Source organism: Tolypothrix sp. VBCCA 56010, from assembly GCF_050875635.1.
Lineage (GTDB): Bacteria > Cyanobacteriota > Cyanobacteriia > Cyanobacteriales > Nostocaceae > Hassallia.
Map to the genome: position 1 here is coordinate 1 of NZ_JBPAOH010000099.1, position 15,445 is coordinate 15,445.

General features: G+C 39.0%; 13 protein-coding genes. 10 read left to right on the forward strand and 3 right to left on the reverse strand.

The window, feature by feature from the left end; all coding sequences use genetic code 11:
* Positions 1–87: 87 nt before the first annotated feature.
* The 5 genes from AABK37_RS26985 to AABK37_RS27005 all read left to right on the forward strand — a co-directional run bounded on the left by AABK37_RS26985 (position 88) and on the right by AABK37_RS27005 (position 3,317).
* Positions 88–549 (forward strand): hypothetical protein, encoded by a 462-nt coding sequence (locus tag AABK37_RS26985; protein ID WP_432554583.1) that lies wholly within the window; start codon positions 88–90, stop codon positions 547–549.
* Positions 550–1,116: 567 nt separating this feature from the next.
* Positions 1,117–1,896: an FHA domain-containing protein gene (locus AABK37_RS26990; RefSeq protein WP_432554584.1), complete on the forward strand. Its 780-nt coding sequence runs from the start codon at positions 1,117–1,119 to the stop codon at positions 1,894–1,896.
* Between the two features lie 90 nt (positions 1,897–1,986).
* A complete protein-coding gene (locus tag AABK37_RS26995) occupies positions 1,987–2,625 on the forward strand; it encodes an AAA family ATPase (protein ID WP_432554585.1) in 639 nt (212 codons plus the stop codon).
* Positions 2,622–2,966, forward strand: a complete 345-nt coding sequence (locus AABK37_RS27000; protein WP_432554586.1) for a ribbon-helix-helix protein, CopG family — start codon at positions 2,622–2,624, stop codon at positions 2,964–2,966. Before AABK37_RS26995 ends, AABK37_RS27000 begins: the two co-directional genes overlap by 4 nt.
* 102 nt (positions 2,967–3,068) lie before the next feature.
* A complete protein-coding gene (locus tag AABK37_RS27005; protein ID WP_432554587.1) occupies positions 3,069–3,317 on the forward strand; it encodes a hypothetical protein in 249 nt (82 codons plus the stop codon).
* Positions 3,318–3,360: 43 nt separating this feature from the next.
* Here AABK37_RS27005 and AABK37_RS27010 read toward each other — a convergent pair whose 3' ends face one another.
* The 3 genes from AABK37_RS27010 to AABK37_RS27020 all read right to left on the reverse strand — a co-directional run bounded on the left by AABK37_RS27010 (position 3,361) and on the right by AABK37_RS27020 (position 5,854).
* Positions 3,361–3,507 carry a hypothetical protein gene (locus AABK37_RS27010; RefSeq protein ID WP_432554588.1) on the reverse strand — a complete coding sequence of 49 codons (147 nt, stop codon included), beginning with the start codon at positions 3,505–3,507 and terminating at the stop codon, positions 3,361–3,363.
* A gap of 219 nt (positions 3,508–3,726) precedes the next feature.
* Positions 3,727–3,912, reverse strand: a complete 186-nt coding sequence (locus AABK37_RS27015) for a putative toxin-antitoxin system toxin component, PIN family (protein ID WP_432554611.1) — start codon at positions 3,910–3,912, stop codon at positions 3,727–3,729.
* Positions 3,913–4,429: 517 nt separating this feature from the next.
* Entirely contained in the window at positions 4,430–5,854 is a 1,425-nt protein-coding gene (locus AABK37_RS27020; RefSeq protein WP_432554589.1) for a transglutaminase domain-containing protein, read from the reverse strand.
* A 1,392-nt stretch (positions 5,855–7,246) separates the two neighbouring features.
* Here AABK37_RS27020 and AABK37_RS27025 point away from each other — a divergent pair.
* The 5 genes from AABK37_RS27025 (at position 7,247) to AABK37_RS27045 (ending at position 13,742) form a co-directional block, all read left to right on the forward strand.
* The gene (locus tag AABK37_RS27025) at positions 7,247–8,641 is read left to right on the forward strand and encodes an ATP-dependent DNA helicase (RefSeq protein ID WP_432554590.1); all 1,395 of its coding nucleotides are present in this window, start codon (positions 7,247–7,249) and stop codon (positions 8,639–8,641) included.
* A 384-nt stretch (positions 8,642–9,025) separates the two neighbouring features.
* Positions 9,026–9,652, forward strand: a complete 627-nt coding sequence (parA, locus tag AABK37_RS27030) for a ParA family partition ATPase (RefSeq protein WP_432554591.1) — start codon at positions 9,026–9,028, stop codon at positions 9,650–9,652.
* Positions 9,653–9,679: 27 nt separating this feature from the next.
* Complete coding sequence (locus tag AABK37_RS27035) at positions 9,680–9,970, forward strand: ribbon-helix-helix domain-containing protein (RefSeq protein WP_432554592.1); 291 nt, start codon at positions 9,680–9,682, stop codon at positions 9,968–9,970.
* Positions 9,971–10,061: 91 nt separating this feature from the next.
* Positions 10,062–11,126: a CHAT domain-containing protein gene (locus AABK37_RS27040; RefSeq protein WP_432554593.1), complete on the forward strand. Its 1,065-nt coding sequence runs from the start codon at positions 10,062–10,064 to the stop codon at positions 11,124–11,126.
* Between the two features lie 78 nt (positions 11,127–11,204).
* Positions 11,205–13,742, forward strand: a complete 2,538-nt coding sequence (locus tag AABK37_RS27045) for an NACHT domain-containing protein (protein WP_432554594.1) — start codon at positions 11,205–11,207, stop codon at positions 13,740–13,742.
* Positions 13,743–15,445: the final 1,703 nt, after the last annotated feature.

The following is a 15,445-nucleotide window of genomic DNA, read 5'->3' on the forward strand; positions in this document are numbered from 1 at the left end:
CTTTACCAATTCTATTGGTAGACGTTTGCGGTCAACAACAATGTTTATGCTGTTAAGAATAAGTTATACAAACAAATATTTGCAATCATGAAAAAGGCTATTTATTTGATAGTATCTATTTCTTTAATCTTCTTCTTTGATAATAAAGTCCAAGCCCAGCGAGTAGAGTCTTCATTTGACCGTCCCAAATTAGCATTAGTTAAAGGAGACAACAATAATAGTTGCAGCTTTATATCCGCCGATTTGTTAGAGCGAGCGGCAGACATTGTTCAAGGACTGTTATCTGTTACTCCCGAAGACAATGAACAACAGGTTCGTTATAAAATGCGCTTTGCTCCGGATCAGCCTAGTGCAAACAATGCCTTGCAATGGACAGCGCTTGCCCAAAGAAACTATACTAAGGCTGTTGTGTATTTCGGCAATAACGTTGTGACTCGGCGTACTTTCACTATGGCAATTAATTACAATCAACCGAATCAAAAGCAATGCTTGTGGGAAGTACGACAACCATCACAAAGACTTGAAGCAGATCCTTCAGTTTCACAATAAGGTCAATAAGATACTTGCCCTGGCAACAATTGAAGAAACAAACTTTTGATTAAGCAACGGGCAAACGCACTCTCACTTTCGGGCAAAACAAAAATAATTGGTACGTAGCTTCTATGTATAGAGCTTAAGGTTTTAATTATCCAGAAATTACTTATCTAGTAGATGAATTAGATATTGATGATATCCCTTGGTCGTTCGCGTTGGTCAGCACGATGAATTAATTTAAATCGTTTATTTTCTCGGCGAAAGGGAAATGACGAGACTTCCTTGTCCGCGTGTTCAAATAGCGCAGAACACACACACTGCGACCTGTGAGGCAAGGCGTATAGTTTTTAATTGTAGCTATACTGATAGCTAGAATCTTTGTAAATAAGTGGACGTGAAGTAATTACCGTCGAAAGGGAAACTGCACACAATTCGCTTATCGCACTTTTAATTAAAATATTCCTCCGTCAGCATACGGATTTAACTCCACATGCATGTTGAATCTGGATTCAGGATTTTCACCCTGACATTTTTGGGGTTGGGTAGGAGAGTCTGGAAAAAAGATTTAATAAAAATTAATTTATGAGTGCATCGTTAGAACTACTACATATCCAAACCAACAGAGTGTTTGCGCTCTTGGCAAATCGTTCTATTTTTATCATTGGCAAGCCAGATGGCGAAAAACCGATAGACATTGATGTTTCTGTTTTACCAAATTCAGATATTGTCAGCAGAAATCACGCCCAGATTTGGATAAATAATGATGAATACCACATTACCGATATGGGAAGTTCTAACGGCACTTTTGTAAATGGCGTAAAATTGCAGCCGAAAATTTTCTGGACTTTAAATTCAGGAGACACAATTTCACTGGGTCAGGGAGACAAAATAACTTTTATGTTTCGGGTGAAGCAACAAAATGCTGCTACTCCCCAAGCAACAAATTCTACAAACAATACTGCCCCAACAAAAATTACGTCTGCTGCTACCACAGAAGCTGAAATTCCAATAACGCTTATTACTAAGTTACTGGGTTTAGTCATGATGATTGGGGGACTCTGTTTTTTAGCAGCTAATATTGCCATCGGTGGTTTCCTTAATGCCCCTCTTATTATTCCAAGCATTATTGGAATATTAATATTGATTTATGGGGGACAAATTCGGATTTTCGGATGGGTTTTGATAGCCGTAGGAGTAGCACTGGCAATTGCTACCGGAACTATAATTTTGGCTCCGATTAGCCTTTTAACATTTTTGATTACAGCTTCGTGTTGTTCAGCCGGATATCAATTATTTACAGATGGAAAGATTTTAGACTTTAATCCCTTGGCACTTAAAGCAGTGATGAGGGGAAGGCGCTGATTTTTCCCGGTAGCGGGAAATTTACTGCATTCTTGTACAGATGATGCACCATCGGCTATAGTGTAATTGCAGTAGAAAAATGCAGTAAAAATGGCAGTAATTTGTTTTACCAACTTAAAGGGTGGCGTCGGGAAGTCTACGCTAGCCTTGCATTTTATTTATTGGTTGTTAGCGATTAAGAAGCGCTCGGTGGCAGTAGTTGATGCCGATAGCCAAGCTAGCACCTCTGCATGGTTGGAGGCGTTAGAAATGGATATCAAATGCCATCGCATCACCGACCCCGACCAATTAGCGGAAGAAATTCCAGAGCTAGAAAAGCAATGCGAATATCTAGTTGTAGACTGTCCCGGTAGCTTAGGAGAGGCGACCAGGTGTGTTTTACTTACTGCATTTTTTGCAGTAATTCCAATCACCCCCAGCGGGCTTGATTTGATGTCAGCAGCAGCCGCAGTGCGAATTGTCAAGCAAACTCAAATGGCGCGAGGCGGTTTACCAAAAGCAGGGGTCGTTATCAACAAGGCAGTTAAAAACACAAAACTGTTGAAGGAGGCTCAAGAAGTTATCACCCAGCTAGAACCCGCTGTTGCATTTAAACAAATAATTTATCAACGACAAGCGATCGCTGATGCCTTCCTCCAAGGAGAAACCGTGTGGAGTATGAAGGGAACGCAAGAAGCTGCATCTGATTATCAGAAATTATTTGCAGAAATTTTGAGGTTGGCAAGATGAACATCAAAAAAACCAGGCGTTCTCTTTCAGACTTGTATTCACAAGTAAAATCTGACGAAGAGTTGTCGCAGCCAACAACCAAACCAAAACAAAAAAAACAATTACAAAAAGCTGAAAATACACAACCACACAAACGCGATGCATTATCCAAAGAACCGAATTTACTGGATAAGTTAAAAACGCAAAAGCCTGAAAAAATAACTCGCATCACTATTGATTTAGATCCAGAAACCTACGATAAATTAGAGGAGCTTTGTGAATATACCGGACTTACCAAAGCCAAGCTACTAAGGGGTTTGATTGAAGAAACATCAAAATTACTGCAAAAAATGCAGTTTTAATTGCAGTAGATATAATATCAATACGTGAAAATTTTGCTTTTGATTAATTACTGCTGATGCGCGATCCAAAAACTTATAAACAGCTTGCAGCTTGCATTTATCATGACAAACGATAAACCAGAACTCCCGCAACCCAGGCTTGAACCTGCTAGTATTACTTTTGACCAATATGTAGAATTTACCCCAGAGAAGTTGGAACTTCGGGATGGATATCTCGGCTACGGTGGACAAGACCAAGTTGGTTTTCATGATTGCTGTCTTAACAAATATGGGGTTATTAGCCGCAATCCGCCGCACAGGTATGTCATTGTGGGTAGAAACTCACGCCCCGTGATGTACGGGAAAAGTTAGCAACTGTTAAAAAAGAACCAGAAGTAGCAGAAGCGATGTTAAATCAATTTAACAGGGCAATATCCGATGACCGCAGCGATCGCAGATTATCTTGAGGGGTAATATTTAGTTTTGGTGGCGCGTGGTCAGAAAAAACCGAGCCAAAAAACGGTAACGAATCGAATATGGGCGATCGCTGCCAATGTGTCAAGTGCTAATCATGAATGTTCACTGTTGAGACTCTCATATTTATCTTCCGTGTGCATGACGTGTGCAGTATAAACATAATTAAGTATAAATTGTGAATTAATCAATGGCTAGAAAGTCTCTGGGAGTAATAATCTGGTTTTGATATTCGGCTAGGGTCTTGAGTGATAAAAGGTCTTGATCTCCTGTGATTAAAAACTCTGCGTTGGCATATGAAAGCAAGTTATAAAAATTTGTTGTCGTCTGGGTCTCTACAGATGTTTATTTGAGATTTAATTTCTATAAATTGACTGTATTTTTTAACTACATCTAAAAAATCTTGTCGGTCTTCATCTGAGATATATTTATCGAACTTACGTTTATATATTCGTGTGTTTAATTCTTGATAAGTTTCATCGCTTTGAGCAATTTGGAATTCTGTACATTAACTAATTATTTGTCACTGTTAACAGATTGTGTGTCACGATAGCAGACCTCCCGGTTTTTGTGAAATGATATTTAATTGAAATTTCCGAAGTTGGACATCTAATTTGTTAATCCAGGCAAAATAACGTTGTGAGAATTGAGAAGAGTCAAAAATCTGCCATAACCTTTGTTAAGTCAGGCTTTTAGCTACTTAACTGTTTTGCGACAATATTTTGTTAAATGGACAAATAATTAGTTAATGTACAGTAGGGGGTGATATTTTTCCCGTCGGCGGGAAAAATTCAAATTTAGGGAGATCGCATTTAAATCATTTAGAAGTAAATGCGAGTTTCCAACGCTCTGCGGGAGTTATTAAAAGTCTAAGAAAGTTAAAGCCACCTTTTTTGGCTATTTTGGGGCAAAATTATCGATAATAAAAACTAGAAGTTATTCCCGATGCCGGGAAAGGCTGCTGAATAAATTACGCTCTGCCTAAAAGCAGGTGAGTCAATTTAAAACGTCTACTGTTTATTAAATTCCAATTGCCCTACATAGCCATATTTACCGTACCGTTGATTAGAACTAAATAAGTTAACTTCATAAGTTCCGGTATTAGAAAGGGGACAGGATACTTGTGTTGCCGGGGTAGTCTGTTTACTACAGTTTGTGGAATGTTGCTCTCCTTTTTTAGCATAGCTAGCTATCAGCCAGCGCTGATTTGGATTTTCAATTTGAATAACAGCTGTGTCACGAACATCTGTTTGAGAGCGGCTTGGGGAAATTAATTTTAGTCCCTCAGCAAAAAATTTAGGTTGCATCATGGGTTGTCGCAGAAATTCACCACGTTCTAGCGGCGTTGCTAGAAGTTGCCAAGCTGGCTCATCAGGGAAGTGGTTAATTATCAGCACTTCTGGCGGTGCGAATAGGTAGTCGGTGCGGTAATGCTTCGTAAATCCAGATGAAGATGAATTAACGTCTCCACTATCCCAAGTAGCATCAATCAGATACCACTGTCCTTTAATCTTGGCAGCATTCCAGGCATGACTACCACCGCTGAGGTCGCTAATCTGACTACGAGACTTGCCCACCACGTAAACAATCTCTTCACCAATAGCCTCACCTAAAGCCGTTAACAATTTCGCATACCCAGCACAAACAGCCTTACGGGTTTGAAAAACAGTTTGGGCATCTTGAGGTGGAAAGTCATGGTTAAAATAAGCTGGGGCATCATAGGCAATTCGATCAGCCACGTAGTCATGTAATGCTTTGATACGAAGGTAGGGGTCTGGTTCTTGTTGAGCGATGTAGTGAGCTACTGATTCAATACTAATTTCCATATCAGCAGGCATATTGGCGACTGCGGGATGGAGAGTGCCGTCTTTCCAAGGCCATAACCCAGAATGCTGTGTAGCTGAATTATTTGGTAAAGATCCTTGGGATATTGTTTGAGGTTGAGGAGCTGGTATCTGATTTTTTGTATTTTTGGCGTACTGTTCATAAGGGTTGTTATTTACAGCTAAATATAGCCACTCAAGGGAATTCGCTGTTTTAAACAACACCTTACGAACAAACTCAACTTCCACACCCCGCATATTTTGCAACATCCAATCTCCACGAGTGGAAAGAGCTATAAATGCAGTTTGAGGACGCAGAGCTAGTAAGCAAGTGATGAAAATCAGGTTCAACGCAAGAGTCCGAAGGATGAGTCTGTCTCCCCAAGTTAAAATCCGAGATTTCTGTTGACCTATATTCGCTTTTAGTTCCCAAATTATTGGTAACAAGGGAAATAACAGCACTCCTGAAAATACTGAAAGTAAAATTGGTCCATTACTATAAGCGATTAGTGATGAGGCTAGCCAGAATCCTAAAATGGGAGTACAAAAAACTAAGACCGTCAGCAGCCACTTAAGTAATAGCATTGGCAAGTCAATAAATATAAAACGCATTTTGATTATTTCCAACAGTCATTTCCGTATAAAACTTTTTGGTTATCATGGGGCTTGAATCTAACACACTATCCAAGGCTTACTCGCCAATGATCGTAGGCAGCAGTAACAATCATTAAAGCCAATATTCCAATGCCAGTAATTATTGCTACTTGTAACCAGGGAAATCAGCAAGATCAATATCGGGAGTAGACTCAGACCCAAGCTTGCCAATACTGAGCGTATAAAATTTTGATGGTAAATCAATTAAAGTTTTTGATTGGAGATGCAGTAGCTTAGGCTGTAGTTCTTTCATTCAACCAGCTTTTTGATGGTCTAATAGAGCTTAATTTAAGTAAGCTAGTTTTGTCCTCTGTAAAATCAACTACTAAATTAACGCTTTGCCGTATACGTCCGGTTTATAAAAGGTCAATTGGCACAGCAGTAGCGGACGGGGGTAAATGAGCAATCGTACAGAGAGTTAAGCTAAGGCTGAAAATCTTACTAGGTAAGCATTCTAACAATCAACATTTTTTGTAATTCTCAAAGTACCAATTAACCTATAGATTTTTTTGGTGCAGCAATTTAATACGGTTCAGAAAGGGTTTGAGGCTTTTAAATTTCAAATGAAAAAATTGAGGCAACTCAAGCCTTTAAGGGTGTAACCGAACCAGAGTTACGAGCGGTTACACAGTTACAGCCCCCAAGCGACACTGCCAGTAACGGCACACTAAAAGAGCCAATTTCGCTCCTACAGTTCGAGAACGACGGCTGCGACATCAGTAATTATCTTGGTTGCCGGAGGTGCGATTACTTTCGGGTGACGTGATTTTTGCTGGCGAGATGACGGGTTGGGATGTAACGTCTGGAAATATTGTCGTCACGACCGCAGAAGATGAACTCTTCGCACATGTGAGGGGGAATGCTTTTTAATTGGCTGAGATTACGCCTTATTAATTCAAAGCTAATTTTTCCCGCCGACGAGAAATAGTTGAAATTTAGCGCCTTCGCATTCAGTGTGGCTAATTTGCTTGGAAGTAAATGCGACTTTTTGGAATTCTACGGGAGATGATAGAAGTCTAAGAAAGTAAAAGCTGCATTTTTGGCTATTTTCAATCTGCCAATTTCTGAAACGTTTCATAATCAATTTGCAGCGCACGCGCTGTCGTTGCCGTTTTTGGCTGTGATTTGAATAAATCAAAAGCCAAAAATTAATATTTCCCGTCGGCGGGAATTTTTACGGCGATCGCGGTGATGGATTGGGAAATGATTAAGGATTTGACTGATGGGTGGGAGTATCAATTCAATCTTATTTGTGTTTTGACTACTAACACTTGAAGAAAAGCAACAGTAAAGCTATGGGGTGATAGGTAGTGTTAACTTGGTTAGGAATTAATTAACCAACGTAAATATATGCTTTTAACGAATTTGAAAAGTGAGCTATTTGCCGAGCTATCAGCACAACAGAAAGAAGCTTTTGACGCTTGCATCGCCTGGTTTAAAGACCCCTCAAGCCCCTTCGTTTTGCGCGGGTATGCCGGAACTGGTAAAACCTTCTGCGCCCAACGAATTATCAAAGCCTTGCAGCCAATAGGCAAAATTGCTATCTGTGCCCCTACCCACAAAGCGGTGCATGTGTTAAGAAGAATGGCACAAGAGTACAATTTGCAAAACGTGTATATTACTACCTTGCACAGTTTATTGCATGTAATGCCGGGAGAATATGACGCTCTTGGTCGCCAGAAGCTGAAGGCTAACGAATGGAGTAGAGAACCTTTTTTTAGTGACTTTGGTTTAGTAGTAGTTGACGAAGCCTCAATGGTCGATTCTGAACTTATGGCTCTGATAGAAGAGAAAGAAACTCCAACTTTGTTTATGGGCGACCCCGCGCAGCTGCCGCCGATAAACGAGCCAGAGTCCCCAGTATTTCAGATAGCGGCTGGCTACGAGCTAACCCAAGTGATGCGATACGAGGGAGCGATCGCTAATTGGGTAACTGCTATCCGCCAAGACTTACAAGCACAGTTCCCGCCTCGCCCAAAAACAGAAGGCAATATTACCAAATGCCAGAAAGAAGAATGGGAGTCTAGATTAATTCTCGCTTTTCAATGCGCGGAAGAAGACGACTCATTTGCAGTGCGATCACTGACCTGGACTAATCAACGGGCATCAGCAATTAACAGCATGGTGCGTGAAAACATCATGGGGGTCGGTGAAGATGAACCCTTTGTCAAGGGGGAGCAACTGGTCGCGAAGGAGCCAATATTTTTAGGTCAAGGTGATACGTACTTTAATTCAGACGGGATTTGCGTGCGATTAGACGACCCAAGGCGGAAGTTTATTTTTATGCAATCTTGCGCTGAATGTACGGTAAAAGAAGTCCGTTCAGGAACCGCACGAATGGGTCAAGAAAAAATTGACTGCTATTATTTGGATGTTGAAACCGACTTAGGCATGGAAACAACCCTACCTATGGTTCATCCTGACTCGTGGGAGCGTGCTAAGAATTTTGTTAGTAATTGGAAGAAGGAAATTCTAGAGCTTCCGTCAGAAGTAAGAAAACATCAATGGATTGAGTTCTATGCTTTCCTTGAAAAGCTTAACTTGGTAGCTGGGCGATCGCTAATGAATCGACTCCAATACGCCTACTGCCAAACAATTCACCAATCCCAAGGCGGTACGTTCAAGCAAGTATTCCTGGATCTAGCTTCTGTATTTGGCTGTCGAGAACCAAAGCTAAGAAATCAGCTTCTGTGCGTTGGCGGAAGTCGCGCTTCTGAGCATTTGTATGTTTTGAGCAAGTTTTAAAAAAGACCGTGTAATATTACACAGTCTTGCTGTCTATTCATTGTGGTGGGGGTGCGTTCGCGCTCACTCGCCTTAATTGATTTACTTTGTCTGCGACATTTACTGGAAGTCTCCCAGAGACATTAAGAGTCTAAAAAAGCTATAGCTACATTTTTGGCTATTTTTATCCTTTAAACCTCTGATATTTCGGAATGTTCATCTTCCGGGGCGTGGATCAAGAGCGATAGCTCCCGCTATAAATGCAGTAAGCACTTAAAATTTTTCCCGGAACCGGGAAAAGTTGAAGGAGGGGGCGCGTGTTTTATTTGGGCGATCGCACTTCATCGACCTGGGAGTATAGCTATACTTGTAGCCATAATTATTGTAAAAAGTAGACGTGTAGACATGAAGACAATAGCGATAATCTCAGAGAAAGGTGGCGTGAGCAAAACGACCCTCAGTATCAATTTGGGCGTTGCCGCCGCATTAAAAAATAAGGTAGTGGCGATTATTGATCTAGATCCACAAGCCAGTAGTTCAGAGTGGGGAGATTTGAGGGAAGCGGAAACACCAGCAATAATCGCAACACCAGCGTCGCGCCTAAATAATGTTTTAGAAACGGCAGAAGAAGAGGGGTTTGATTTGTTAATCTTGGATACTGCCCCTCGTGCAGAGGCTACGGTACTGAATGCAGCAAAAGCCGCAGACTTGATATTGATTCCCTGCTGCCCTTCTTTATTCGATATAAAGGCTTTAAAAAATACAATTGATTTAATTAAATTAGCGAAAAAAACCGCAACATTTGTACTAACCTCCGTCCCAACTTCAGGAACAGTAGGAGAGGAATCAGCCCAGGCTTTAAAAGATTTCGAGTTTCCCTTATGCCCGATTAGAATCTACTCTCGAATTGCCTTTAAGCGTTCTTTAGTTGAGGGGCAAGGAGTATTGGAATATGAGCCACGAGGCAAAGCAGCCGATGAGATAAGCCAATTATACAAGTGGGTTGAAAAGCAGCTAAAAAAGCTAAAATAATCAGAGTAAACAAGTAGACATGTAGACATGGCGACAGAAAATAAAGTATCCCAAAGAGCAAATAAACTCCAACAAGCAGCTTCAGCGGACAAGCCGAAACCCGCACCCGTGCGAAAAGAACAACCAGCAAACAATAGTAAATCAGCAAGACCACCTTCTCGCCAGGGGAAGAAAGCGCTGGGTGCATTTGTGAGCCAAGAAACTTCTAAGCAATTAAAGCAAATCGCGTTGGACGAAAATACGAGTGTTCAAGATTTAGTTGTTGAGGCACTGAATGATTTGTTTGTTAAATATGGGAAACGCCCCATTGCGGAATAAAAGATACCAAAAAAATAGCTATAGTGTAGACATATCTACAAGCAGACACAAACAACCACCAAAATGTCCGACACCTTTCTCTCAAAAGAATATGAAGAAGAAAATTTTGATATTATCAGCTAATCCTGTAAATATAAGTAAGCTTCGTCTGGATGAGGAAGTGCGGGAAATTCAATCGGCATTGGAACGTTCCAGAAGTAGACAAGAGTTTCAACTCATCACCAAAGGGGCTGTGAGGATTAATGATTTACGTCGTGCTTTGTTAGACGAAGAACCACAAATTGTACATTTCTCTGGGCATGGTGTTGGAACTGAAAATGCTTCGTTGAATAATAATCAGGAACAAACTTATCAACGTGAAGCTGTCCGCGTACATTCACAACCTAGTGGCATCGTTCTGGAGGATGACTTTGGGCAAGTACAACTAGTTAGTACAAAAGCACTTACAGAATTATTTAAGTTATTTAAAGACAAAATTGAGTGTATTTTGCTCAACGCCTGCTACTCCGAAACTCAAGCATCAGCTATTTATCAGTATATTGATTGCGTTATCGGTATGGAACGTGCTATTCCAGATAACACTGCTATTAAGTTCTCAGTCGGATTTTATGACGCTATTGGTGCTGGTAGAACTTATGCAGAGGCTTTTAAATTTGGTTGTAACAATATTAACCTCAATAATATTCTTGGTGATTTAATCCCTGCTATTAAAAGTCGAAATATTTCTAAAACTTTATTTTCTATTAATTCAAAGGAGCAAAAAGCAAAGATGAGTGGTGATAACAACGATAATAAGCGCATTCAAGGTGGTTATATACAAGGGAATTTTTCTGGCACTTATAATAATTCTGGCAATTATATTGAGGGAAATTACAACAATACAACTGAAAAACAGAACCTTGCTGAATCTGCTGCTGAAATTCAGAAATTACTAGAACAGTTGGACAAGACTTACTCTACAGATACCTTTTCTGGAAAAGTGCAAATAGCAAACGAAACTATTAAGCTGATTGAAAATAATCATACTTTAGCAGAACGGATACTTAGTGCATTAAAAACAGGTAGTGTTGCAGCTTTTGAGCAATTTCTGAGTCATCCCGCAGCTAGCTTTGTCATTGGCGCTTTGGAAGATTGGCAGAAAACTAAAGCTAATTAAGCCAAAATGCATTTTATTTGATGTTCAATGCGGTCATTTACTTTCTTTGTTGTTAAATAACTTCACTTAGATGAGATTATGACAGAAAATAAAGAGCAAGAAAATCACGGTAATATAGGCAATGGCAATGATAATAAACGCATTCAAGGCGGTCATATACAAGGGAATATTTCAGGTAATTATAACAACTCTGGTGATTATATTGAGGGTAACTCTGTCCGAGGAAGGAATAATTTCTTAAATAATAACTTTGTACTTTTTGCACGCCAAGGTAGTAGTGAAGCATTAACATCGGCAAAGCATTCTCGTATTCGACAGGCTTTGTTAAAACGGGTTAGTTTGGAAGTTGAAAGCCGAATAAACAGTTCTCTCCACAACCGAGTTTATATTGTTCTAGATGCAGAGCAAAACCCTGAACAAATTGAATTACCTTGGTCAAGTGAAATTAAAATTGGTTCCCAACCTAAAATTAGATTAAATAATACAGACATTGTTAACATTTTTAACCAATCAGAAGTTGCAGGAAGATTATTAATTTTAGGACAACCAGGAGCAGGAAAAACAACCATGCTTCTTAAATTAGCTGAGGAGTTAGTAACCCGTGCTAAAAATGACTCCGCACATCCCATACCTGTGTTATTTTCTTTATCTTCTTGGAAAAACGATCAACAAAGTATTAAGGATTGGCTAGTAGACCAGTTAAAAGACAAATATGGAATGCGGAAGGATATTGGAAAACTGTGGGTTGATAATCAACAAATCATACCTCTTCTGGATGGTCTAGATGAACTAGCGGCAGAACGTCAAGAAAAAAATGTTATCAAAATTAATGATTTCCTACATCCGAGAAATTGGATTAATCCTGTAGTTGTTTGTAGTCGCATTCAAGAATATCAAAATTATACAACTTTATTACAGTTAAATAGTTGTCTCGAATTATTTCCTTTCACTCCTCAACAAGTTTATCAATATTTGCAAAATACAAATAACTTACAATTATGGGACAGTATTAGTCATGATGCTGATTTAAGTCAATTAGCCAAAACACCACTTTTGTTAAATATTATTGTCCTCTCTGCTCAAGAAATTTCAATACAAATATGGCAAGAGTTTAAGTCTTCTGAGGAGCGTTTAAGTTATCTATTTGATGCTTATATTTACCGGATGTTAAAACGTCCTTATAAGGATAAACAACCTAATCAGGAAAAAACTAAACGTTGGTTAGGTTATTTGGCACAGCAGTTGATTGAAGAAAGTGCAACTGAGTTTTTGATTGAAAGAATTCAGCCCAATTGGCTAAAGAATAAATTTCAAAAAAATATTTATAATTTGATTGTATGGGCAGTCATAGGAATGCTGATTTCAGGGCTGATTCATAATTCTTTATTTTGGAAGGGGCGGATTTATGAACTGATTTCAGGGGTTTTTTCAGGAGGGTTTTCAGGGGGGATTTATTGGCTGATAGAAAATCAAATTGAAAATAAAAAAAATCACCTAACTAATCGTTTTCAAAAAATTAGTAAAACGTTAATTTTTGGGCTAATTATGAGGGTATTTTCTAGGTTGATTTTTGTGCTGATTGGAGAGATGAAGATTAACCTAACTAATCGTCTTAAAAAAAATAGTAAAATGTTGATTTATGGGTTAATTTCTGGACTGATTTTTGCGCTGATTTCTGGACTGATTTTTTGGTTGACTTCAGGGCTGACTTCTGGACTAATTTATGGGCTGACTTCTGGGCTGATTTCTGGGCTGATTTCTGGGCTGATTTCTGGGCTGATTGGAGAGAAAATTCAGGCAGTTGAAACTTTAAAATATTCTCGTAATAAGTTTTTAAATGGGCTGAGTAATGGGCTGAATTATGGGCTTTTTTTTGGGCTTTTTTTGGGGGGGATTCTTGGCTTTTTTCTAGGGATATCTACGAGCGAGTTTTTTAATTATGGGCTGTTCCTCGATCTTTTTTTACGGCTGATTTATGGGCTAATTATGGGGGTATTTTCAGCGGGATTTTATGGGCTGATTTTAGGGATGTTTACAGGACTGATTTTGGGACTTTTTTCTGGAATTGATGGGTTAGAAGTAGAAAATAAAGCTATTCCTAATCAAGGCATTCGCCAATCAGTTAGTAATACTATAATTATAGTAGCAGCAACTTCTTTGCTAGTTACATTATTAATCTTTATATTCCAAATAATTATAAATCATAATATTAGTTTAAGGAAATCCTTAAATGGTCTAGTGTTAGGATTATTTTTTGGATTACTTATTGGAATACCTAGGAGTGGAACACCTGCTATTAAACACTTTTTTTTACGTATAATTCTCTGGTCTAATGGTTACGCTCCCTGGAATTATGCTAAGTTCCTCAACTACTCCACTAATCGCCTATTTCTACAACGAGTAGGTGGTGGCTATCGCTTTATTCATGACTTGCTACGCCAACACTTTGCAAAGTCTTATACTCAAAAAAATCTAGCGCAATTTCAAGCAATTCCAGTAGAAACCTCTACTCCAATTCCAAATCACATTGTCTGCACCAATTGTAGTCATAATAATCCAGCAAGTTCCAACTTTTGTACTAAGTGTGGAACTAAATTAACTAAACCGCATATTTAAATGCACAAATATCAGCACATACGCAACGCCAAAAAATTACTATAAAATTCTACCAATCCTAGTTATAATGCTCAATCCGCCTCCTTCATTTCTGTAAACTGGGCGATATTTCTAACTTTCTGCTGCCATTCTACAGGGCATCGCGTCCCAATCAACGGCTTCTCTGCCATGTGACTGCTATCAATCACCAGTACCGCCAATAAAATTCTCGTTTTTCCCGGTAGCGGGAAAATAAAGCCTCGCAGCTGTTGAGGAGTTTTTAGAGTTGTTTAAACTTTAAATAGATAAGACAAAGTGATCGCCCATAAAAAATTCAAACAGGAAAAGTTGCCTTGAGTGCGATCGCTCCCCAGCCCTCGAAAGAAACTAGCTTTTCACTTTTTACGTATGCGGGGTTTTGTGCGCTCCCCTTCGCCGGGGGTGATCGCTTTATTGGGATAAATAGGGCAGGTAGGTACGCTATACCCGCCCTTTAAACTGCTTATTTCTGAGCTTGCTCAGGTAGAATGCTACAGCTATTCTTGTTGAGATGGAACTCAAGAGGGAATAGTTTGAAGTCTATCGAACCTCCACAACTAGACATTGCAAGTATTGTTATTCCTGCAAAGAGTGTTACTACAGCAAAAATTGGTCTAAAATTAGACTTAGACATAGAAAATCTACCCCTCCTTTAGGGGAATTTCAAAGTACAACAGCACGAATTACTTCTTGCGTATTTGCTTGTCAGGCTCCGGCGCAAGAAAGAAGAATTCTAAATAAAGAGTCAATGTAGTTAGCAGCTAAATTGACTCTTTATTCTTTTCTTATACTTCATACTCTACAATGATGGTAGTAAAGTTTACTTACTATTAATCAAATTTTGCACAATTCTCATTTTTGTCTATCTAAATTAAACTTCTGTTTTTAGATAGATGACAAACTGTCAGTTTAAATATTTGTAGTAGTAATAGCGATTAGTAAGCATTTAAAATAAAAAATCCTCTATCTAAAGGTAGGATAATAGTTAAATTATTTATGTCTCAGGTATAATCCTGTAGGTGACAAAATCTCATCAACAAAAATCCTAATATTGCAGATTCTTAGAATTAGATTCTCAGAATTAGATTCTTGGAATTTCGTAAAATTTATTAACAGTTATAGTATTGACTAAATTATATAAATGTGGTGTAAATCCCTTTATTTCAGAAGAAGAGAGGAGCCACCCAGCAGCAGCATCTCGGCGGGTGGAGATGACGAGCGATCGCTTCAAGTGGTGTCAGCGCTATTTAAACTGCCCCTTTTAATCCCCGACGTAGGGCACTATCAACCGTCTTGTCGGTTCGCAGACTAATTGAAAAATTTTTAACGAAATTATAAGGGTTCTAGCTCTTTATGTCGCAGACTAAATGAAAATTTATCGCTCAGTATATGAAAAATTCCTGCCAAATTCGCGGACTAATTGAAATTTTCTACCAAATTGGGGATAAAGGGCGCAAAATTCATAACGGATAAGGCTTTGGTGTAATACTCAACTAGAGAGCGATCGCCATTTATTACGACAGAATCAGGGTTACACAAACATAATTTTCAATTAGTCCGCGAATATTTTCAATTAGTCTGCGACAATTTTCACTTTGTCCGCGAACCGACACGTCTACACCAAGGTATATAAGCATCTTTCTACATTCAGCTGTCTACACGCTGGTATATAAACAGGTGTGGAC

Excerpts from the sequence above, each read along its gene's own strand:
- AABK37_RS26985 (WP_432554583.1), top strand. The coding sequence starts at position 88 with ATGAAAAAGGCTATTTATTTGATAGTATCTATTTCTTTAATCTTCTTC.
- AABK37_RS26990 (WP_432554584.1), top strand. The coding sequence starts at position 1,117 with ATGAGTGCATCGTTAGAACTACTACATATCCAAACCAACAGAGTGTTT.
- AABK37_RS26995 (WP_432554585.1), top strand. The coding sequence starts at position 1,987 with ATGGCAGTAATTTGTTTTACCAACTTAAAGGGTGGCGTCGGGAAGTCT.
- AABK37_RS27000 (WP_432554586.1), top strand. The coding sequence starts at position 2,622 with ATGAACATCAAAAAAACCAGGCGTTCTCTTTCAGACTTGTATTCACAA.
- AABK37_RS27005 (WP_432554587.1), top strand. The coding sequence starts at position 3,069 with ATGACAAACGATAAACCAGAACTCCCGCAACCCAGGCTTGAACCTGCT.
- AABK37_RS27020 (WP_432554589.1), bottom strand. The coding sequence starts at position 5,854 with ATGCGTTTTATATTTATTGACTTGCCAATGCTATTACTTAAGTGGCTG.
- AABK37_RS27025 (WP_432554590.1), top strand. The coding sequence starts at position 7,247 with ATGCTTTTAACGAATTTGAAAAGTGAGCTATTTGCCGAGCTATCAGCA.
- parA (WP_432554591.1), top strand. The coding sequence starts at position 9,026 with ATGAAGACAATAGCGATAATCTCAGAGAAAGGTGGCGTGAGCAAAACG.
- AABK37_RS27035 (WP_432554592.1), top strand. The coding sequence starts at position 9,680 with ATGGCGACAGAAAATAAAGTATCCCAAAGAGCAAATAAACTCCAACAA.
- AABK37_RS27040 (WP_432554593.1), top strand. The coding sequence starts at position 10,062 with ATGAAGAAGAAAATTTTGATATTATCAGCTAATCCTGTAAATATAAGT.
- AABK37_RS27045 (WP_432554594.1), top strand. The coding sequence starts at position 11,205 with ATGACAGAAAATAAAGAGCAAGAAAATCACGGTAATATAGGCAATGGC.